At 42.6% G+C, this 21818-nt stretch carries 21 protein-coding genes; 18 read left to right on the top strand and 3 right to left on the bottom strand.

Going from position 1 to position 21818, the window contains the following annotated elements:
- Nucleotides 1-47 precede the first annotated feature (47 nt).
- From KO530_RS07650 to KO530_RS07640, 3 genes are all read left to right on the top strand, one after another.
- Nucleotides 48-1628, top strand: coding sequence for an N-acyl-D-amino-acid deacylase family protein (locus KO530_RS07650; protein ID WP_216047823.1), 1581 nt, complete (start codon nt 48-50; stop codon nt 1626-1628).
- Nucleotides 1629-1635: 7 nt separating this feature from the next.
- Nucleotides 1636-4221: a M14 family zinc carboxypeptidase gene (locus tag KO530_RS07645; protein ID WP_216047822.1), complete on the top strand. Its 2586-nt coding sequence runs from the start codon at nt 1636-1638 to the stop codon at nt 4219-4221.
- 163 nt (nt 4222-4384) lie between these two features.
- Nucleotides 4385-6100, top strand: coding sequence for a Na+/H+ antiporter NhaC family protein (locus tag KO530_RS07640; protein ID WP_216047821.1), 1716 nt, complete (start codon nt 4385-4387; stop codon nt 6098-6100).
- Between the two features lie 30 nt (nt 6101-6130).
- Here the strand turns inward: KO530_RS07640 and hslO are convergent, their stop codons facing one another.
- Nucleotides 6131-7027 carry an Hsp33 family molecular chaperone HslO gene (gene hslO / locus KO530_RS07635; protein WP_216047820.1) on the bottom strand — a complete coding sequence of 299 codons (897 nt, stop codon included), beginning with the start codon at nt 7025-7027 and terminating at the stop codon, nt 6131-6133.
- 9 nt (nt 7028-7036) lie between these two features.
- Complete coding sequence (gene hslR, locus KO530_RS07630; protein ID WP_216047819.1) at nt 7037-7441, bottom strand: ribosome-associated heat shock protein Hsp15; 405 nt, start codon at nt 7439-7441, stop codon at nt 7037-7039.
- Nucleotides 7442-7585: 144 nt separating this feature from the next.
- Between hslR and gspC the strand changes: the two genes are divergently transcribed.
- The 12 genes from gspC to KO530_RS07570 all read left to right on the top strand — a co-directional run bounded on the left by gspC (nt 7586) and on the right by KO530_RS07570 (nt 18982).
- A complete protein-coding gene (gspC, locus tag KO530_RS07625; RefSeq protein ID WP_252728978.1) occupies nt 7586-8527 on the top strand; it encodes a type II secretion system protein GspC in 942 nt (313 codons plus the stop codon).
- A gap of 11 nt (nt 8528-8538) precedes the next feature.
- The gene (gene gspD, locus KO530_RS07620; protein ID WP_216047818.1) at nt 8539-10587 is read left to right on the top strand and encodes a type II secretion system secretin GspD; all 2049 of its coding nucleotides are present in this window, start codon (nt 8539-8541) and stop codon (nt 10585-10587) included.
- A gap of 71 nt (nt 10588-10658) precedes the next feature.
- On the top strand, nt 10659-12149 hold the full coding sequence (gene gspE, locus KO530_RS07615; protein ID WP_216047914.1) for a type II secretion system ATPase GspE: 1491 nt from the start codon (nt 10659-10661) through the stop codon (nt 12147-12149).
- A gap of 2 nt (nt 12150-12151) precedes the next feature.
- Complete coding sequence (gene gspF, locus KO530_RS07610; protein ID WP_216047817.1) at nt 12152-13375, top strand: type II secretion system inner membrane protein GspF; 1224 nt, start codon at nt 12152-12154, stop codon at nt 13373-13375.
- Nucleotides 13375-13815, top strand: a complete 441-nt coding sequence (gspG, locus tag KO530_RS07605; RefSeq protein WP_252728976.1) for a type II secretion system major pseudopilin GspG — start codon at nt 13375-13377, stop codon at nt 13813-13815. The genes gspF and gspG overlap by 1 nt, the downstream gene beginning before the upstream one ends.
- Before the next feature lie 17 nt (nt 13816-13832).
- On the top strand, nt 13833-14459 hold the full coding sequence (gene gspH / locus KO530_RS07600; protein WP_216047816.1) for a type II secretion system minor pseudopilin GspH: 627 nt from the start codon (nt 13833-13835) through the stop codon (nt 14457-14459).
- The gene (gene gspI / locus KO530_RS07595; protein WP_216047815.1) at nt 14456-14845 is read left to right on the top strand and encodes a type II secretion system minor pseudopilin GspI; all 390 of its coding nucleotides are present in this window, start codon (nt 14456-14458) and stop codon (nt 14843-14845) included. Before gspH ends, gspI begins: the two co-directional genes overlap by 4 nt.
- Nucleotides 14842-15471 carry a type II secretion system minor pseudopilin GspJ gene (gene gspJ / locus KO530_RS07590; RefSeq protein WP_216047814.1) on the top strand — a complete coding sequence of 210 codons (630 nt, stop codon included), beginning with the start codon at nt 14842-14844 and terminating at the stop codon, nt 15469-15471. The genes gspI and gspJ overlap by 4 nt, the downstream gene beginning before the upstream one ends.
- A complete protein-coding gene (gspK, locus tag KO530_RS07585) occupies nt 15468-16550 on the top strand; it encodes a type II secretion system minor pseudopilin GspK (RefSeq protein WP_216047813.1) in 1083 nt (360 codons plus the stop codon). Before gspJ ends, gspK begins: the two co-directional genes overlap by 4 nt.
- On the top strand, nt 16550-17743 hold the full coding sequence (gspL, locus tag KO530_RS07580; protein ID WP_216047812.1) for a type II secretion system protein GspL: 1194 nt from the start codon (nt 16550-16552) through the stop codon (nt 17741-17743). Before gspK ends, gspL begins: the two co-directional genes overlap by 1 nt.
- A gap of 1 nt (nt 17744) precedes the next feature.
- Nucleotides 17745-18224 carry a type II secretion system protein GspM gene (gene gspM / locus KO530_RS07575; protein ID WP_216047811.1) on the top strand — a complete coding sequence of 160 codons (480 nt, stop codon included), beginning with the start codon at nt 17745-17747 and terminating at the stop codon, nt 18222-18224.
- Nucleotides 18221-18982 carry a type II secretion system protein N gene (locus tag KO530_RS07570; RefSeq protein WP_216047810.1) on the top strand — a complete coding sequence of 254 codons (762 nt, stop codon included), beginning with the start codon at nt 18221-18223 and terminating at the stop codon, nt 18980-18982. Before gspM ends, KO530_RS07570 begins: the two co-directional genes overlap by 4 nt.
- 46 nt (nt 18983-19028) lie before the next feature.
- On the opposite strand, the gene yrfG is transcribed toward KO530_RS07570, so the two are convergent.
- A complete protein-coding gene (yrfG, locus tag KO530_RS07565; RefSeq protein WP_216047809.1) occupies nt 19029-19709 on the bottom strand; it encodes a GMP/IMP nucleotidase in 681 nt (226 codons plus the stop codon).
- A gap of 91 nt (nt 19710-19800) precedes the next feature.
- Between yrfG and nudE the strand changes: the two genes are divergently transcribed.
- From nudE to KO530_RS07550, 3 genes are read left to right on the top strand one after another with little or no spacing between them, the layout of a single operon-like run.
- On the top strand, nt 19801-20379 hold the full coding sequence (gene nudE / locus KO530_RS07560; RefSeq protein ID WP_216047808.1) for an ADP compounds hydrolase NudE: 579 nt from the start codon (nt 19801-19803) through the stop codon (nt 20377-20379).
- A complete protein-coding gene (gene cysQ / locus KO530_RS07555; RefSeq protein WP_216047807.1) occupies nt 20379-21203 on the top strand; it encodes a 3'(2'),5'-bisphosphate nucleotidase CysQ in 825 nt (274 codons plus the stop codon). The genes nudE and cysQ overlap by 1 nt, the downstream gene beginning before the upstream one ends.
- A 10-nt stretch (nt 21204-21213) precedes the next feature.
- Entirely contained in the window at nt 21214-21792 is a 579-nt protein-coding gene (locus KO530_RS07550; RefSeq protein ID WP_216047806.1) for a YceI family protein, read from the top strand.
- The last annotated feature ends 26 nt before the right edge of the window (nt 21793-21818 follow it).

Here is a 21818-nt window from a genome sequence, read left to right as displayed (position 1 = left end):
AATCGGGCGACTTAGTCGCCCTTTTTCACTATAGAGTAATCCCTAAAATGTATAACAATTGCCGACTGCGGTTCTTTTCAATATTATTTGTAGCAATCACATCCTGTGCCGCTTGCACTCAAAAATCTGAATCAATCGATATGATTATCACAGGTAAAAATATTTATACTGGTAATGAGCAACCAGCATTTTCAGGTTATATCGGCATTGATAAAGGCAATATTTCTTTTATTAGCGATACGCTTCCTGCGCATATTACTGCCACACAAACCATAGATGCAGGTGACAACATCATAGCGCCAGGTTTTATTGATACCCATACCCATGCCTGCAATGATTTTGGTAAAGACTCCCCGAATACAAATGTGAACTACACCACCCAAGGTGTAACCACTGTTTTTTGCAATGTCGATGGTGGCGGTAGCGTTGATGTCGCGGCAAAACTTAATCAATATGAGCAACAAGGAATAGGCACAAATGTCGCCCTCTACGTTGGTCATGGCTCAATTCGTAAAGCGGTCATGGGCATAGAAGATCGGGCTCCAACCGATGCTGAGCTTGAGCAAATGAAAAGCCTAGTAGAACAAGCAATGAAAGCCGGAGCCTTAGGACTTTCAACAGGCTTGTATTATGTACCCGGTAATTACGCGATGACCAGTGAAGTGGTTGAACTAGCAAAAGTCGCAGCCCAGTATAATGGTGCCTATGACAGTCATATTCGCGACGAAAGCAGCTACAGCATAGGGCTGGTTAACGCAATTAAAGAAGTCATTCAAATTGGTCAACAAGCAGACATTCCCGTGCACGTTGCGCATATCAAATCATTAGGCGTTGACGTTTGGGGTAAAAGCGCAGAGGTGATCAAGTTAATAGACGAAGCTCGGCAACAAGGTATCGACGTTACTGCAGATCAATATCCTTGGCGCGCATCAGGAACCAGCGTAGCAGGTAGTTTGGTACCAAGATATATCATGGCAGGTAGCAAAGAAGCGTATCATGCTCGAATGGAAGATGACGCACTATGGCCAACCTTGAAATTAGAAATGGCTGAAAATTTAAGACGCAGAGGCGGCGCAGAGTCGTTACTCATTAGTGATCCCAAACGCCCCGACATACGTGGAAAAACCCTAGCCGAGGTTGCAAGTTTGTGGGAGATTGAGCCAATTGATGCAGCTCGTCAAATTATTCTAGAAGGTAATGCGCGGGTCGCCAGTTTCAATATGTCCGATCAAGATATGAAAGCTTATATGACGCAATCTTGGGTAATGACCTCTTCCGATGGCAGCACTGGCCATCCTCGAAAATATGGCACTTTCCCCAAAAAGTTTCGTGAATATGTTAAACAGAAAGGTTGGTTAAGCACCCAAGAGTTTATTCAACGCAGTAGTTATTTACCTGCTAAAACCTTTGGATTGACAGGCAGAGGCGAATTGAAAGCGGGTTACGTTGCCGATATCGTAATATTTAATCCTGAGACTTATCAGCAAAAAGCGAGCTACTTACAGCCTACCGAACTTAGTGAGGGAGTAGAATGGTTAATCGTTAATGGCCAACCTGTCATTGAACAAAGCGTCGTTAATCAGACCTTAGCAGGACAACCCATCCGTCAATCTTCAGCATCAAGGTAAAATAACCATGCAGAACTATTTTCTAGCGCTCGTGAGTGTTGCGCTTTTATTTACCGCTTCCGTTAGTCCCAGGGCCAATGCTGCCCCTCAGGCTGACAGCTTTTATTCGCCGTCGACGGTTTTCGATCCTAGCGTCACTACCCCTGAAGACTTTTTAGGTCATGGGTTAGGTCAAAAGATGGTCCAGAACAATATGCTGACAGCTTATTTTCGTCAGCTAGCGGCGCAATCTGAGCGAGTCAAATATGAAGTAATTGCCTACAGTAATGAAAATCGACCAATAGTTACTTTAACCATAACCTCCCCGCAAAACATGGCCAATTTAGCGCAAATTCAAGCGAACCACATGGCCATACAAACCCCTAGAGGTAAAAGTACAGTCAGCGCAGATATGCCAGTAATTAGTTGGATTAATTTTGGTGTACACGGTGGCGAAGTGAGCTCAACCGATTCAGCCTTGCCGATTGCTTATCATTTAGCTGCGGCCCAAGGGGAAGAGATCGATAACTTACTTAAAAACAGTGTCATTCTGCTCACTGCCAGTTTTAATCCAGATGGCAACAACCGTGAAGCGACGTGGAATTGGCAATATTCATCGAATGTCACGATTACCGATCCTAATCACGCTTTACATGGTTCTCCTTGGCCCTCAGGTAGAACTAATCATTACTGGTTTGATCTGAATAGACAATGGATGTTACAGCAACAACCTGAACCTGTGGGTTGGGTCAGTAAGTTTCATCAATGGCGACCAAACATAGTCGCAGACTTCCATGAAATGCGCTCATATAAGTCGTTTTATTTTCATCCTGGCGCACCGGATAGAGTGCATCCTCTGATTAATGATCGGGCCATGCAATTACTCAGCGATGTAGTGCAAGGACCGCGAGACTTCTTGGACAGCGAAGCTCAGCTATATTTTAATCAAGAGTCTTACGACAATTTTTATTTAGGCAAAGGCGCGACATATCCTCATTTGTTTGGCAGCTTGGGAATATTGTTTGAACAGGCTAGCTCGGCAGGTTTGCTCGACACGCCCCGAGGTGTGTTGTCATTTGAGGATAATATTCGAACTTATTACCATGTGGCCTTAGCGCTTCTGGAAAATGCCGCTGAAAAGCGCCAAGCACTGCTTTCATTTCAACAGGATTTTGCCAGCAACTCGGCTAAAATGGCCGCACAAGATGACATAAAAGCATACATCTACAGCGCCCCTGAAGATCCAGTAAGGTTGTTCCATTTCAATCAACTATTAACTCGCAACAAAATCCAGATCAAACCACTGACAAAAGATTTTGCTGTGAACGGTAAAACATTTCGTAAAAACGAAGCCTTTATCGTGGAGTCAAAGCAGGCCAATTATCGCATGCTTAAAGGTCTGTTTTCCAAGATAACCACCTTTGAAAATAATACCTTTTATGATGTGTCTGGATGGACATTGCCCCTTGCTTTTGGGATTGACTTCGAGCCTCTAACTCGCACTAGATATAAAGCTGGTTCAGCTATAACAGTCGAGTTCCCAACACAGCAACCACCAAGCAGGGCAAATGTCGCCTATGTTTTTGATTGGAGCCACTACAACGCGCCGAAAGTACTAAATACGCTACTGCAGCAGGGATATCTACCGCGTATTGCCACTGAACCTTTTAAGGCACAAACTGATAAAGGTATCCAAGCATTTGGACGGGGCAGTGTCATAGTGCCGGTGCTCAAGCAGATAGGTGCTAATGCAAACGTAAACGGCGAAAATTTATATAACATAATCCAGCAGGCAGCAATTCATGATGGGGTAAAAGCCTACGCATTAAACAGCTCCCATACCACCAGCATAGGTATGGATTTGGGCAGCAATAGTATTGACGCTGTCACTTTACCAAAAGTCGCACTGGTTATTGGGCCTGGAATGTCTCCCTATCAGGCTGGTGAGGTGTGGCACCTGTTAGATAAACGTATGCATATGCCTGTTGTTTTACTAGATAAAAGTAAACTTTCTAGTGCGGATTTGTCAGCCTATACCCACCTAGTCATGACGGATGGAAAATATTCAGATATCAGTAATTCGCTACAAGAGAAGATTTCAACTTGGGTAAGGAAGGGCGGATCTCTGGTTGGTATCGGTGATGGTGCGCGCTGGGCAGGAACAAAATTACTGGATATTAAAGTGGCTGACATTGGCAAAGGAAAATTAGCCTCACAATCGCGAATTGATTATTCAAATAAGGCAATGGTTAAGGCACAAGATATTATTGGTGGTGCGGTTGTGGCCGGTGATTTAGATATTAGTCACCCACTAGGTTACGGATATACCCGCCGCGAGATTGCCAGCCAACGTAGCGGTCTTTTAGCATTTGAACCGCCTAAAAATCCCTACGCCAGTGTAATAAAAATTGCCCAGAATTCACTATTAAGTGGCTACGCTTCTGCTGAAAACCAACAGCAATTAGCAGGCAAAACCAGCTTGGTAGCTGAAAGAAAAGGCAAAGGCAGTGTTATATTATTTACTGATGATCCTAATTTCCGCGGATACTTTTATGGCACAGAGAAGCTGTTTCTAAACAGTCTATTTTTCTCAACCCTATTTACGGCGCCTTAATCGGTAAAAACAGGCAAATCACAGATCAGGCAATCTAATATAAAAGCCTCCAAGTTATAACCTGTAGTTATGATTAGGAGGCTTTTTGTGAGGCCTTGATATTATCCTGCCGTGTTAGGCTTTAATTAATCGATAACTAGACGTATCCGTTGTTTTATTCATCATGCATTATAATAAATTAGCGCTTTACCTATTTGTTCTGGCTTTGTTCTCCGCGTTTTATATTAATACTTCTGTCACACCAAACTGGGTAGAACAGCAGCATTCTTACCCCACTTATAACAATGCATCAGGCGAACTTGTTTACACCATCAATAATCACCAGTTTGAAGTCAAAAACATCGTTGATTATCAACTCTCCCCATTGCGACAAAGCGCTTTAGATCAGTATGGTAAACCTGCGTTATCTGAGCAATGGGTAAGGATGCCTGACCAACAACTGGTGTTACTCAAGACCGCTTTCCATTTTGGTATTTGGTCGTTATTACCGGCCGTCATTGCTATTTCATTATGTTTGCTTACCAAACAGCCGATTCCTGCCCTATTAGGTGGCACAATTATCGGCGCACTCATGTTAGGTCGGTATGATATTACCGATAAAGTGCTGCTTCCAAGCATCGCCTCAGACAGCGCTGCAACCATTGTTTTATTGTACCTTTGGCTGCTTGGCGGCTTGATGGGAGTCTGGACTCGCACTGGAGCAGCACAAGCATTCGCTCAGGCGATGACCCGTCATTTTGTTAAGGGGCCGCGCTCAGCGAAGCTGATTACATGGATATTAGGCGTATTCTTTTTTCAAGGAGGAACAATAAGCACAGTATTGGTGGGGACAACGGTTAAGCCCTTTGCAGATGAAGCAAAAGTCAGCCACGAAGAAATGAGTTACATTGTAGATTCAACGGCATCGCCCATCGCGTCAGTCTTAGCCTTCAATGCTTGGCCAGTCTATGTGCAATCATTGATATTTGTGCCTGGCGTGGCTTTTCTGGCAACCGAGTCTGATCGAATCCGTTTTTTCTTCACCAGTATCCCTTTTAGCTTTTATGGAATTCTCGCGGTATTGGGTACGCTCTTGTTGTGCTTTAACGTCACATGGCATTGCGGTAGTCGAATCCGTACAGCCCGTTTACGGGCGCTCAATACTGGCCGCTTAGACGCAAAAGATGCAAACCCGATACATACTGATGAATTACAAAAATCGGAAGTGCCTAACCATTATTCGCCGAGTGTTTATGAATTTGCAGTGCCTTTGGTCACCTTAATTGCTATCGCAGTAGGAACCTTTATTACGCTAGGTTCGCCGAAAGTAAATTGGGCATTCGCTACAGCACTTTGCTTGTCTTGTGTAATGGCCTTATCACGAGGGATGACCTTAGACGAATTGCTTGGCGGCATTGGTAATGGTCTAAAATCAGTGGTCGTTGCTTCTGTGCTGTTGGTATTGGCGATCACAATTGGCGGTATCAATAAGGAAATTGGTGGTGGTTTATTTTTGATAGATTTACTAGACCATCAAATAGCATTTTGGATGTTACCTGTCATTCTCCAGATTCTAACCATGATCATTGCATTTTCAACCGGAACAAGTTGGGGTACATACGCAATTGCATTCCCTTTAGCCATGCCGTTAGCTTGGGCAATTGGCATCAATCAAGAAGTTGCTCACCCAGAAATTTTCATGGCGATTTGTTTTGCGACGGTTTTGAATGGCAGCGTATACGGTGATCAATGCTCTCCCATTTCGGATACAACCATTTTAAGTGCGATGACCACAGGTTGTGACTTGATGGACCATGTTAAGTCACAAATAATACCTGCTAGCATAGCCGCAACATGCGCAGCTATGCTTTGGACTTTATCTGCATTGCTGTTGGTTTAACCAACAGCATTCAAATATAGCAGTAGCGAACTATTGTGTCTGCGTAGGCTGAGCATGGCCTTCGTTATGAATTGCTTCGATATCTATCGCATCGAAACTGTATTCCTTGTGGCAGTATTGGCAATTCAACCTTACGGCACCATCTTCGGCCACAATATTAAGTAACTCTTGTTTATCAACATTTGCGATCGCCGCAGCACTGCGTTCTTTACTGCAGGTACAAGAGAACTTAATGTCTTGAGGTGGGTAAAGTTGGACTTCTTCTTGATGATAAAGTCGGTGCAATACTTCAGTGGCTGGCAGCCCTAACAATTCCTCAGCAGTAATAGTCTGGCTAATCGTAGTTAAGTGAATGAAGTCAGTGTGTTCAGACGCATCTGTCATTTCGCTACTGGTGGGCAAAACTTGCAAAAATAAACCACCAGCTCTATTTATTTCACCTTTGTGAGAGGTTTTTAAAATGACTTTGGTAGGCAGTTGTTCAGATTGGCTGAAATACCCTTCAAGACACTCTGATAAAGTCGGCTTGTCGATCGCCACCATGCCTTGATATCGCTCTCCCACTTCAGGAGTAATGGTAATAACTAACACTCCCTTAGGCATGAGTTCGGTTAACGATGTTGGAAGTTCAGCCGCTTCTGAGTCCCACCGTGCCACACCACGCAATTTTTGATCATGAGTACCATTTATTACTGCGTACTTAACCAAACCTTCACTTTGCAATTGCAAAGCAATATCACCTTTGAACTTTAACGTTGCAGTCAGCAAAGATGCAGCAGCCATTAATTCACCCAGTAATTGTTGAAGGACAGGGGGATATTGCTGTGAATTTAGAATTTCTTGATAACTATTTTCTAGTTGCACAAGTTCACCGCGTACGTTGGCGTTGTTAAAGACATAACGATGTAACTGATCAAAATGGGACATAAGATTCTCTTACTGCTGTTTAAATTGAATTATTTTGCGACGCTGCTTTTTATCCGGTCGTGTCTCTGGTCTCGGACTATGGAATGCGCTTAACTTGCGCGCCTCTGCATTTTTTTCACGTTGCGCGATGCTTTTTTCTGTTTCCGCGTAGAGTAATTGAGCTTGTGGTGCACTTACTCGTTTATCACTTAACCCTTCAACAATTACTTCCTTGCTATCGAATCCGGCAGGGAGCACAATTGTCGCACCCAATTCGACACTTCGACTGGCTTTTGCTCTTTGTCCATTATATTGCACCTTGCCAGATTGCACCATGTCTCGAGCTAAAGATCGGGTTTTAAAAAATCGAGCAGCCCAAAGCCACTTATCTAAGCGAACTATTTCAGTGTTTTTGTTGTCTGTCTTATTCTTCATATATAGAACCTATTGGGCTTAAGCTTAAAAACCTTAGAATTGTAATTATATGGTAATGTTAATCTTTAATAGTTGTGGCCCTTTAATCTACTGGTTATCATTGTCCCCGTTTAGCGACGATAATCGACCAAAAAGTGGTAAAAGATGAGCCTTAGTAGTACAAACTTAAGTCAAATATGGCTGCAAATTAGCAAATATCAATCACAGATTAATCTGTTGGTTGTTATTTTGTTGGTTCTGTATCTTTTGGCTTTTTTAGCTGAGATGACTTGGCGGCTAATTCCAGAGCCACAAAACACTTCAAATCAAAGTTTTCAAACTAACCAAACTGGCAATACTTCAAGCAACTCTGGCTCACGAGTGAGTTTGTCACAGTTGAAAAGTTTAAACCTATTTGGCGATTTAACCGCAAAAGAAGTCACCACGGTTAAACAAGAAGTAACGGAAGCACCTGAAACCCGCTTGAACTTAACCTTAACAGGTGTGGTCGAGACTGATGAGCCCGGTGTTGGTGCGGCGATAATTGAGAATCGCGGTTCACAGAATACCTATGGCATCGATGATGAAATTGATGGTACCAATGCAAGCTTAGTTGAAGTGTTCGCAGATAGGGTAATCATAAAAAATGGTCCTCGTCGCGAAACCTTAATGCTAGACGGGTTAGAATACTCAAAAGAAAGCCAAGCATACCAACCAGCTGTTGATACGACCGCTGATAATAGAATAGATGACAAAGAACAATATACCGAATTGACCCCTGAAATGGTGGAAACGACCAGAGAGATACGGCGCAACCCTGCCGGATTTACCGATTACATTATGGTCTCTCCGGTTCAAGGCCAAGATGGTTTAATTGCCGGCTATAAAATAGCCCCTGGTAAAAATCCAAGTTTATTTAAAGGTGCTGGATTTTTAGTCGGCGATGTCATTACCGAAATTAACGGCTTAGATTTGACTGATCCTGAACAAGCTATAGAAGCCTTAGCAGCATTAAATCAATCGGATTCGTTACAACTAACAATTAGTCGAAGTGAGGAACTTCTCACTTTGTATTTGGATTTCCCTGAAGGGGGAGAAGATTTATGAGGATTACCCCTATGACGCAAACAAGCCGTAGTAGATTTAGAGGCTTATGTTTGGCAGCATGTGCAATGCTTTTGACGATGTCGACGATGACATCCGCTAAAGAATATTCCCCCAATTTTAAAAATGCTGAGATTTCCGAATTCATAAATATTGTAGGCAAGAACCTGCAAAAAACCATAATCGTCAGCCCAGACGTACGCGGCAAAATCAGCGTACGTAGTTATGACTTGCTTAATGAAGAGCAATATTACCAATTTTTCCTCAACGTATTACAAGTATACGATTTTGCAGTAGTAGAAATGCCAAATGGCATATTGAAAGTAGTTCGAGCTAAAGACGCAAAAACATCTAATATTCCGGTTATTCAAGGTACCCCTTTTGATGGTGATGAAATGATCACCCGTGTGGTTCCGGTATACAACGTGCCAGTGCGAGAGCTTGCCCCGATTCTTCGCCAGTTGAACGATCAAGCAGGTGGTGGCAACGTAGTGAGCCATGACCCATCCAACGTCATGATGCTGACCGGCCGAGCGGCTGTGGTAAATCGCTTGGTAGAGATCATTGAGCGTGTGGATCAAGCTGGTGATGAAGAAGTTGAAATAGTAGAACTTAAATATGCATCTGCATCAGAGATGGTGAGAATTATTGAAAACATCAATAAAAATGCATCCAAAACCCAAACAACCGGTAAATCGGAGCCTCGTCTGGTAGCTGACGACCGAACCAATAGTGTAATAGTGTCTGGCGATAACAAAGGTCGCAAACGCTTAATTAACCTAATTACCAAAATGGATAAAGAATTAGAAACCAGCGGTAATACTCGGGTTATTTTTGTGAATTACGCTAAAGCAGAAGAGCTAGTTAAAGTTCTGCAAGGAGTAAGTGCTAGCATTCAAGCCGAAGAACAAGGCGGACAAAGCAGCAATACAAAAAGTAGAACATCTAACAACCGTGAAGTAAGTATCGATTTTCACTCAGATTCCAATGCACTTGTAATCACCGCAGAGCCTGACATGATGCGTTCGCTAGAAGAAGTCATTCGTCAGTTGGATATACGTCGAGCACAAGTAACCGTTGAAGCCATTATTGTTGAAGTATTTGAAGGTGACGGCACAACGGTAGGTGTTCAGTGGGCCAGTGAAGATGGTGGTGGTCAGCAATTTACAAATGGTGTTGTGGGGATTGGCTCGTTAGCAGTTGCAGCCGATGAAGCAGAAGATCAAACAACCACGACCACAGGGTTCGATGACGATGGTGACCCGTATTCATATGACTCTGTCACATCTGGTGATTTCACTTCACTAGCATCCTTGCTAGGCGGCGTTAACGGATTCTTAGTTGGTGTAGTGAAAGATGGTTGGGGGGCAGTACTACAAGCAGTAAGCACTGATACCAATTCTAACGTTCTCTCTACTCCACACTTAACCACCATGGATAATGAAGAAGCGTTCTTCATCGTTGGTCAAGAAGTACCTATTATTACCGGTTCTTCAACGGGTTCAAACAATGCCAACCCATTCCAAACTGTGGAACGACAAGAAGTAGGTATAAAACTAAAAGTGACACCTCAAATCAACGAAGGTGATGCGGTTCAACTATTAATTGAACAAGAAGTCTCTAGCGTCAGTGGTGCGACATCTGTTGATATTGCGATTAACAAACGGGAAATTAAAACCACAGTAATTGTGGATGACGGCGGTACAATTGTACTGGGTGGCTTAATCGACGAAGAAGTGCAGGAAAGTGTTTCCAAGGTGCCTATATTAGGTGATATTCCTTACCTAGGTAACTTGTTTAAATCCACCACTACCAGCAAGCGCAAACGTAACTTAATGGTATTTATTCGTCCGACCATCGTGCGAGATGGCGCGACTATGAATTCTATTAGCCATAAAAAATACAACTACATTCGAGCGCAGCAACTACAGCGTCAATCTGAAGGTATCCCTTTGATGCCTAATACTGATACACCTGTATTACCGGAGTGGGAAGATGAACTATCTTTACCGCCTTCTTTCGAAGAATACATGTTGAATAAAGAGCAGGAAAGCAAGAATTAATGAGTATTGAAACAGCTGAAAATGCTGAACTCAATCCAAATCTGTTAGACGCTGAAGTTAATTCTACGGAAATGGCTGATGAAGATGTGGTTCAACACAAGCAGTTAGCATTTAGTTTTGCGAAGCGTCATAAAGTGTTGTTGGATACCGGTGAAGAACCCGCTATTTTGTATCACACAGCAAGCACAGATTTTTCAATTTTCATTGAGGTACGTCGATTTCTGCAGGCTGACTTTCAATTAAAAGAAATTGCCGACGAGCAATTTGAAAACCTGCTTACCAAGGCGTTTCAGCGCGACTCGTCAGCGGCTAAACAGCTGATGGAAGATATCGGCAATGAAAGTGACTTATTCGCGTTAGCTGAAGAACTGCCTGATACCGAAGATTTATTAGAAAATGAAGATGATGCGCCTATCATCAAGTTAATCAATGCAATGTTAAGTGAAGCAATTAAAGAAGGTGCTTCTGACATTCATATTGAAACCTTCGAAAATCAATTAATAGTGCGATTTCGTGTAGACGGAGTGTTACGGGAAATATTACGGCCAAACCGTAAATTATCTTCCATGCTAGTGTCCCGTATTAAAGTCATGGCGAAGTTAGATATTGCCGAAAAGCGCGTTCCTCAAGATGGCCGCATTACCTTAAGAATAGCCGGACGCGCTGTGGATGTTAGGGTTTCAACCATGCCTTCGAGTCATGGTGAACGTGTGGTTCTGCGTTTATTAGATAAAAATAACGCCCGCTTAAATTTAACTGATTTAGGTATGACCGCAAAAAACCGTGAAATTTTTTCCGTTTTAATTCGCAAACCTCACGGGATTATTTTGGTTACAGGTCCTACTGGCTCAGGTAAAAGTACAACCCTATACGCTGGCCTTTCAGAAATAAATTCGAAAGACCGGAATATTTTAACCGTTGAAGATCCCATCGAATTTGATTTACAAGGCATCGGCCAAACCCAAGTTAATCCCCGTGTAGACATGACGTTTGCGCGAGGCTTGAGAGCAATATTACGGCAAGATCCAGACGTGGTCATGATTGGTGAAATTCGCGATCTCGAAACAGCACAAATTGGTGTGCAGGCCAGTTTAACCGGTCACTTAGTATTATCTACGTTACACACCAATACCGCCGCAGGAGCCATAACTCGACTTGAAGATATGGGAATTGAACCCTTTTTGTTATCTTCCAGTTTACTGGCTGTTTTGTCGCAAAGACTAGTAAGAACCCTTTGCCCTGATTGTAAAACGCCTCACCTTCCAAGCGAAGCCGAGTGTCAAATTTTAGGCTTAGAGCATGCTTCCAATAGCCAAAATATTTATAGTCCCAAAGGCTGTGCCGCTTGTAATCAAACAGGTTATCGCGGTCGGACCGGGATCCACGAATTACTGGTAGTTGACGAACCAACCCGTGAAATAATTCATAATGGTCATGGTGAGCAAGCCATAGAAAAACATGTTAGGAAAAATACACCGAGTATTCGCGAAGACGGCTGTAACAAAGTACTTCTTGGGTATACATCCTTAGAAGAAGTACTGCGCGTTACCCGGGAGGATTAACCGTGGCCGCTTATGCTTACAAAGCGATTACCCAATCTGGTCGCAATAAAAGTGGTGTTTTAGAAGGCGATAACGCTCGGCATATTCGACAACAGTTGCGAGAATTAGAGCTTATTCCGCTAGAAGTTGAGCAGGTAACGGAACAGCAACAGCGCGACAACAAAAATCGATTCACCTTGTTCACGCGCGGCATATCCGCCAGCGATTTAGCCCTTTTAACACGGCAAATTGCCACCTTGGTTGAATCTGCTTTGCCAATCGAGGAAGCACTTTTAGCGGTAGCAGAACAATGTGAAAAGCCCCGTCATAAAAATATGATGATGGCCGTTCGCAGTAAGGTAGTAGAAGGTCATTCTCTTGCCGATGCAATGGGAGAGTTTCCGCAAGTATTCGATGAGCTATTTCGAGCAATGGTTGCAGCAGGTGAAAAGTCAGGGCATTTAGACACAGTACTTAATCGACTGGCCGATTACACAGAAAAAAGTCAACGCACTCGCAGCCAAATTACCCAAGCACTGGTTTACCCTGCCATCATGCTATTTTTTGCATTTGGTATTATTTTCTTACTGTTGACCGTAGTAGTGCCTAAAATTGTAGGACAATTCGACAACATGGGTCAGGAACTTCCTGCAATTACCAGCATCTTAATCTCTGTAAGCACTTGGTTACAAAGCTACGGTCTGATTGCAATAGTGTTAATTGTTATATTGATAATCTTGATTCGCAGAATTCTCAAACAACCGCTTATGAAAAAACGTTATCACAAGTTTATTTTGGAATTACCTTTGATTGGTAAAGTATCCAAGGGCTTGAATACGGCGCGTTTCGCCAGCACATTAAGTATACTAACCGCGAGTGCAGTGCCGTTGTTAGAGGCGATGCGCATAGCCGGTGATGTACTTGAAAATTTGCACATTAGAGAAGCTGTAGCCGATGCGGCAATTAAAGTGAAAGAGGGCTCTAGTCTGCGTGGAGCCTTAGAAAAGACCAAAATGTTTCCGCCTATGATGATGCATATGATTGCATCGGGTGAAAGAAGCGGTGAGCTTCAGCAAATGTTAAAACGAGCAGCAGACAACCAAGATAGGGAATTCGAAGCCCTAGTTGGTGTCTCATTAAAAGTTTTTGAACCAATTTTGATTGTTAGTATGGCAGCAATTGTTTTGTTTATCGTACTGGCAATTCTACAACCAATTTTAGCGCTTAATAATATGGTGAATATGTAATGAAAATTAACAATCCTCGACAAGCTGGTTTTACCTTAATAGAGGTAATGGTGGTGTTATTGATTATTGGTATCATGGCGGGCCTAGTGGCACCGCAAATACTCGGTAACCAAGAAGAAGCTCAGCGAAAAGCTGCTGCTATTGATATTCAATCATTGGAAAGTGCATTGACCCGCTACAAGTTAAGTAACAACCGTTTCCCAACCACCGAGCAAGGGTTAGATTCTTTGGTTAACGAACCGACAATAGACCCTATTCCACGCAATTACCCAACCGGCGGCTATATTAATCGTTTGCCTAATGACCCTTGGGACAATCCTTATCAATTGGTTAGCCCAGGTGAAATAGGCGTGATAGATATTTTTTCTAATGGCCCAGATGGTGAACCAGGAACGGAAGACGATATTGGTAACTGGAATCTTGGCGATTACCTAAACTAAACATTGAGTTGCCCATAATGCGAGCACGGTCATTAAAGTACCATTCAGGATTTACTCTCATCGAGATCATGGCGGTGCTAGCAATTATGGGAATTGTTATAAGTGTAATTTCATTTAATAACTTCTCACCGACCCCTTCTGAAGAATTAGAAAAACAAGCGAAACGATTCCAGATAGTAGTGGATATGGCATCTGATTTTGCGGTGTTAAACCAGCAAGAGTTAGGTATTCGTATTGAACCTGAAACCGCTGAATATATATTTATGCAGTTAGATGAAGAACAAAATTGGCAACTACTGGAAGGCCAACAAGCGTTCGGTCGTTATCAATTACCAGAACCCTACTCTTTGGCGTTAGAGCTCGACGAATTACCTTGGATTGAAGAAGACAATTTGTTTAGCGACGGTATATTCGATGAATCTTTATCCTTTGATGAGGACCGCGTTGACATTGGCAGTGAAGAAGAAGAGAAAAAACTACCGCCACCACAAATCATGTTGTTATCCAGTGGTGACGTGACACCATTTAGTTTAACTATGATGTATGAGCCTGATTTTTCTAATGATGATCCCGTGTATTTTAAGCTGAATGCCATTGATAGTGTGCCCCTTGAAAGGTTGGGTCCTTTGGATAGTGACTTATGAACACTAACACTCACAACAAAGGTTTCACCTTGTTAGAAGTCATGCTGGCGCTACTGATCTTTGCGATAACCGGCACCGCTATCATGAAATCGGCCACTGACCATTTAAACGGTGTCAGCCAAATCGAAAATATTACCTTTGCCACTTGGGTAGCCAATAATCGCCTTACCCAAATCAACATCGAAAATAGCTGGCCCCTAAAAGACAATTTGAAGGGCGAAGAAAAGATGGCTGGTACTACTTGGTACTGGCAACAAAAATTATTGTCCACCCCGGATGAATCTTTGATCGGGATTGAAATCGTAGTGGGGACCGACGAAAATTTCGACCGCACGATAACCAGTGTGACCTCCTATATGGCTAAACCCAAGAGCACAATAAGATGATTGGTCAAAAGCAACGCGGCTTCACACTGATTGAAATTATGATTGCTGTGGCAATCTTCACTCTTATCGGTATCGCTTCCACCAGCGTAATGACCGCCGTTATCGACAGTGATGAATTATCTGAAAATCGTTTCGAAAAACTACAAACTTTGCAAAGAGCGATGCTCACCATTGAACGAGATATGCTTCAAGCGGTGCCCAGAGCAGTGCGCCTAGACGGTGAAGAGAACACGCAAGTTATGCACGCAGAAAAGAACTTCTTAGAAAGCGAAGCTGATGGTTTTGCCTTTGTGCGAGCTGGATGGCAAAACCCGCAACTAATGTTACAACGCAGCACCTTACAAAGTGTTGGCTACCGTATGCAAGAAGGTAGGTTAGAGCGTTTGTACGGTAATTACGTTGATAATGTAGTTGGTTATGAACCCAAAGTACGGGTTTTATTAACTAAGGTAGATGATTTTCAAGTACATTTTTTATTAAACTCTGGCGAAGATTCTGCCGACTCACAAAGCTGGGATGATTCTTATGCTCAAGATACCCTGCCAGTAGCCGTGAAGATTACCATCACCAGTCAAGAATTCGGCGTCATTGAGCGTAAGTTTTTAATGAGCAGCGCAGATTCGTGAATACTAGCTTGGCAAATTATTCAAAGCAGCAGGGGGTCGCTTTAATCATTGTTTTGATGATTGTCGCGCTGGTTGCGATTATTGCCACTGAAATGGGGTCAAGATTGCAACTTCAAGTGACTCGCGCAACCAACATTAAAGATAACAATCAAGCATTTTGGTATGCAATGGGGGCTGAGCAATTTGCGATTAAATCCATCGGTGAACTATTAGAGTCAAATCCTGATGTGATTTCATTAGAAGCTGGCTGGTCTGAACAATTTACCTTTCCTTTAGAAGGTGGCGGTATTCAAGCTCAGTTGACCGATATGCAAACCTGCCTAAATCTCAATGCCATCGACTCGGTAAATCGAGTACAACAAGGTAGCAGTCAAAATGGCAATGATGGCGATAACACTAACGGCGACAGCGAGGTTAAAAAGGCGCTACGTGGAAATAGCAGCGGTGATATCAATTCCGTCCCTGAAGAGGCCCTAGCGTTTGAACGCTTATTGACCAACGTTGTGCCAGAGTTAGATAACTATTCAATTGAAGTTGTCAGAGACTCGTTAATTGATTGGCTGGACCAAGATGACAACATGTCACAAAGCGGGGCCGAAGATGCCGACTATGCCGCGTTAGTAAACCCTTACTTAGCCGCAAACAACTTAATGGTCAGTAAGTCTGAAATACGTCTAGTTAACGGCGTTAAAGCCCAATGGATTAATGACCTGCTGCCGATGGTCTGTGTTATTCCAAATGTGTCAGAAATGAAAATTAATGTGAATACTGTAAAAGAAGACCAAGCTCCTGTATTAGCAGCATTAACAGGTGCACCAGTATCGGAAATTCAAAGCCTCATCAGTAATCGTGCACCTGATGGCTACCAAAATGTACAGGATTTCTTAGCGGAAACACTGTTTACCAATCACACATTAACCGAACAACAACAACGTTGGTTTGATGTAAAAACAGAATACTTTCTATTACATACCAAGACCCGTTACAATAACGCCACATTTGCTATGTCTTCCCTACTGAAAGTAGAAAATAACGACCAAGTGATTGTCATACGACGAGAATTTGGAGGAGTACTTTAATGGAACATCTGGTTATCCGCCTAGGCTCAACCACTAGTGACCCAGTCAATTGGTTAGTATGGTCTGGTCAAGAGCAGGAAATTATTGCCTCTGGCGTACTAGATAATGCGGAACAGCTTAATTCTTTATCTGAACGTGCAGGCAAACGTCCTATTACCGCCTTAGTCCCAGGTTGTGACTTTTTGTTGAAATGGGTCGCCATGCCAGCGAAGGCATCGCGAAAAGCGCTAACGGCGATACCATACATGCTTGAGGAAGATTTAAGCATGGATATTAGCGAACAGTTTTTTGCCTTAGGGGAAAAAAATGGCAACATGCAAGCGGTTGCAGTAGTTAGCAGAGATAAGATGGCAAACTGGCTAGAGGTTATCAAACAAGCCGGTTTGTACTGCAATAAAATGCTCCCCGATATACTTGCCCTTCCCTACATTGAAGATGCGTGGAGCTTAGTAACCCTTGGACAGCAAGCTATTATTCGTCAAGATCAATGGCAAGGTCTGCAAGGTGATGCAACTTGGTTATTGCAAGCCACTGAGCATTTTGCAAAACAGCAAACAACACCGCTAAAAGTAGCGAATCACAGTGACTTAGATATTTCTAACTTAGCCAACGTTGAACAAATCGAACAGCAGTTAGACTTACCCATGCAATTGCTTGCAACAGGTGCCTTAAAAACCACATTTAATCTGTTACAAGGCGAGTTTAAAGCTAAACAACAAAGTCGTAGTCAGTGGCGTCAATGGCGAGTTGCAGCGGTTTTAGCTATTCTCGCCCTTGTGGTTACATTGGTTGATAAAGGCGTGCAAGTTAATCAACTTAAACAACAAGGTGCGGATCTAACTAAGCAAATGCACGAGCAATTTGCCAAAGCCTTTCCTAATCAACCAAAACCCACAAGAATCCGTTTAGCGATGGAAAGAGAACTGGCTAAATTAGCCAACGGGGGCGGACAAACATCAATGCTAGCAATGATGTCACAACTCACCGAAGCCTTTCAAAATAGCGACGTTAAACCACAAACTATACGTTTTGATAGTGCGCGTTCAGAATTGCGACTACAGGCCGTTGCGGCAAACTTCGAAGCATTGGAACGATTTAAACGTTTAGCCCAAGAAAAAGGCTTTGAGGTACAACAAGGTGCAATTAACAACAAAGACAACCAAGTGATTGGTTCGTTATCGATAAGGAGCTGATATGAAAGATTTGTTGGATAAATTTAATCAGCTATCAGAGCGCGAAAGAATTTTAGTCGTAGTGTCGGGTTTGTTATTAATAATCGCCCTATTTTACTACTTGGTGTGGGCCCCTATTGACAATTCTTTGCAAACTCAAAGCAAGTTAGTCGCGACTAAACAAGCTGACCTAATATGGTTTAAGCAAAATGCAAATCGTGCAATCCAAATGCGCAGCGGAAATGGTAATGCATCTGTGTTTTCAGGCTCGTTACCCCAAGCAGTCAATCAAACTGCTGGGCGGGTGAAAATAGCAATTTCTAGAATGCAGCCTCAAGGCGAAGAGTTAAAGGTATGGGTAGACCAAGCCCCCTTTAACGATGTGGTGAGTTGGTTACAAAGTATGGAAAATCTTGGGATCCGCATCATCAATGTTGATTTAGCGGAAGCCAACGTGTCAGGAATGGTAAAAGTCAGAAGTTTGCAGTTAGGAAAATCATGAAGCAAGTTGTTAAGTGGAGTCTTCTAGGCATTTTAGCCTTTTTGATTTTACTCATTATTAAGTTACCCGCTAGCCAAGTTATTTACCGCGCTAACCAATCCAATGATCTGAGCATTGAAGGTGTGCAAGGAACGATATGGAATGCCTCAGCTAGTATTATCAGTGTTAATAACATTACCATTGAAGATGTTAGCTGGCAGGTGTCATTTTGGGATTTGTTATTTGGCCAAATGACGCTAGACATAGATGGCGGGGATTTACGCTCAAGTGACAAAGTCTCATTACAAGGCATCGTTAGCATTGATATGTTCGACCCAAGCCATGTTCAATCTTCCGATTTAACTGTGTATTTACCGGCAGATATGGCTATTGCCCAAGCCCCCTTACCAATAGCAGTAAACGCAGGAGGCCGCTTTAAAGTCTCTTTAACCGAACTAGATTATGCTGGAAAATGTATTGGTTTATCCGGCAAAGGCCAATGGTTGAATGCGGGGTTAGAAGGCTTGGTAGGGCTTAGTGAACCTTTGAGTTTAGGTAACTTTCAAGCAAATCTAAGTTGCATTGAGGATGATATTCTAGTCAAAATCACCCCACCCAATGTATTTAATTTAACCGCTGATGCTCGGATTCCAAGCACATTAAAAGTAAAATTAAATGGTCAGTTCAAACCCGACGATAGTTTACCCAAACAAGTTAGGGATGCCGCTCAGTTCTTTGGCCGTCCCGACAAACAAGGGTTTTATAAAATAAAATTTTAGGAACAGAGGGAGCATAAGTTCCCTCTATCGACCTTCCTTTCGCGATTTATTTTATCGGGTTGTTGTTAATATCATCGATTAAGAATCGGTAATCTTGAATACTCGTAAACTCATCAATATTGCGGATTTCACCTTGGCTATCTGGATTCTCAACAGCTAACAAGTGAGCAATCCCGAATTCTTTAGCTGCATGTAAAATCGGTACACTATCATCGACGAACAAAGTACTTTGCACATCAAACCCCAAGCGTTTCTGTAATTTTTGCCACAACAGCTGAGATTCTTTTGTTACCCCAAATTCATGGGTAGAAATCAAGGTGTCGATATGACTATCCAATTGAGTCTGCTCGATTTTTAGTGACAAGCTTCCCGGGTGCGCATTAGTTACTAGCACAACTTGTCTGCCACTGTTATGCAAAGCGTCGAGAAATGGCAAAGTGTCTTCACGCATACTGATCAAATGTTTAATTTGTCGTTTTGCCTCAATAATATCCATATCGAGCTTTTCCGCCCAATAATCAAGACAATACCAGTTTATCGTTCCCATCACCTTTTGGTATTCAAGGTGAATATATTCTTTTGCTTTTTCGAGACTGATGGCTTTTTTTTGTGCTATCTTTTGCGGTACAACTTCCATCCAAAAATGGTTGTCGAAGTGCAAGTCGAGCAGGGTTCCATCCATATCGAGTAAAACAGTTCTAATTTGGTTCCAGGGCAACATTGGCAAGTCAGTGATCCATGAGTTAAAGTAAGGCAAAATGTAGTATAAAGTGCAGTTCCTGAATAATGGAACTGCCGTAGTTTAACGTGATAGGTAAATGAATAAAATAGACCCGAATAAAACACTGCCCCAAATTCATCAACGAGAAATCGTCGCCAAAAGCGGTTTATTTCGTGTCGAACGCATAGATCTTGAATTTTCGAATGGCGCAACCCGTCAATTTGAAAGGATGGCTGGTTCAGGCAGTGGTGCAGTAATGATAGTCCCTTTCATCGATTCTGAAACCCTTTTGCTTATCAGAGAGTACGCTGCTGGTACCCACTCTTATCAATTAGGCTTCCCTAAAGGCTTAATTGATCCTGGCGAGTCAGCTCTTGAAGCTGGTAATAGAGAGTTAAAAGAAGAAGCTGGATATGGCGCGAACGTGTTAAAAGAGGTGCATACTGTCAGTATGGCTCCGACATTTTTTGATGCGAAAATGAATATTTTATTAGCTCAAGATCTATATGAATGCCGTTTAGAAGGGGATGAACCAGAACCTTTAGAGGTCATTCCATGGTCTATACACGAGCTAGACGCTTTACTGGCACGTGACGATTTTATCGAGGCTCGCTGTATCGCGGCTTTATTTTTAGTACAAAAATATTTGGCAAAAAATTCATCAGGGGAAAAATAATGGCTGTAGACCCTCGAAAAAATTTGTTAGAAATAGCTAAATTTGCGGCTAAAACCGCGGGCGAAGAAGTTTTAAAAATCTATGATAGTGGCGACTTCAAAGCATATGAAAAAGAAGACGAATCTCCAGTTACTTCTGCAGATTACAAAGCCAATGAAATTATCATGGATATTTTGTTAAAAGAAACCCCCGACATTCCAATAATGTCAGAAGAAACCAATAACGGTGACTTGGCACAGCGCAAACATTGGCAGCGCTACTGGTTAATTGATCCTATTGACGGCACTCAAGAATTCATAGCACGCAGTGGCGATTTTGCAGTCAATATAGCGTTAATTGAAGACAATGAACCTGTGTTAGGAGTTATCTATTGGCCGGCTGGAGAAACACTGTATTTCGCCAGCAAAGGACATGGCGCTTATAAATCTTGCTCACTAGAAAACAATAAACAGATCCATGTACGTAAATTTGAAGAGCCTAAGACAGACGTAGTAATGATCGCCATTAGCCGACGTCAGCCGCGGGAAAGAATAATGAACCATATGAGCGATATGCGTTCATATCAAACACTACCCTTAGGTAGTTGTTCCCTTAAAGCCTGCTTTATTGCAGAGGGGAAAGCAGACGTATTTTTACGAATTGGAGTGACTGGTGAATGGGATACCGGTGCTTCACAATGTATTGTAGAAGAAGCCGGTGGCTGTATACTTTCAGCTAACTTCCTACCACTTACTTATAACCGACGAGATACGACTGATAATCCAGACTTCGTTGTTTTAGGGGATCATCAGGTAAATTGGCAAGAAATAGTCGAATATAAATAAGGAATAGCAAATGAGAACACATAGTCTTATAAGTTTTGCCATATGCTGTGCGGCATTTGGGTCATTTTCCCACGCAAGTTGGACCCTTGATAATGATTCATCAACAGTGAACTTTATCTCCACAAAGAATGAGCACATCAGCGAAATTCATAATTTTACCAAACTATCTGGCAAACTAAGTGATTCCGGCCAGCTTCAAGCAGCGGTGCAATTGAGTTCAGTAGAAACCAATATAGCCATTCGTAACGAGCGTATGCAGACATATCTTTTTGATGTGAAAAATACTCCAGAGGCAACGATCACAGCTCAACTACCCGAATCAGTGATGGGCATGAGTGCAGGAACATCAGCAATGGTGACCCTTGATACGAATATTACGATCAAAGGCAAGTCTGCTCCTTATAGCGTTGAAATAAACATTAGCAAAGATGATGATGATAGCTTCCACGCTACAACGGTTAAGCCGGTTCTAATTAAAGCAGCAAACCATGATTTAGATCCTGGCATTGCTAAGCTACAAGAACTTGCGGGCCTAAAGAGTATCGGGTTAACCGTTCCAATGACGTTTTCTGTGACATTCAATCAATAGTCACCTGTAACGCGGGACAAACGCTC

Source organism: Aliiglaciecola lipolytica, from assembly GCF_018860635.1.
In the GTDB taxonomy this organism is placed as follows: Bacteria; Pseudomonadota; Gammaproteobacteria; order Enterobacterales; family Alteromonadaceae; genus Aliiglaciecola; species Aliiglaciecola lipolytica_A.
This window is presented reverse-complemented; position numbering and strand designations above follow the sequence as displayed.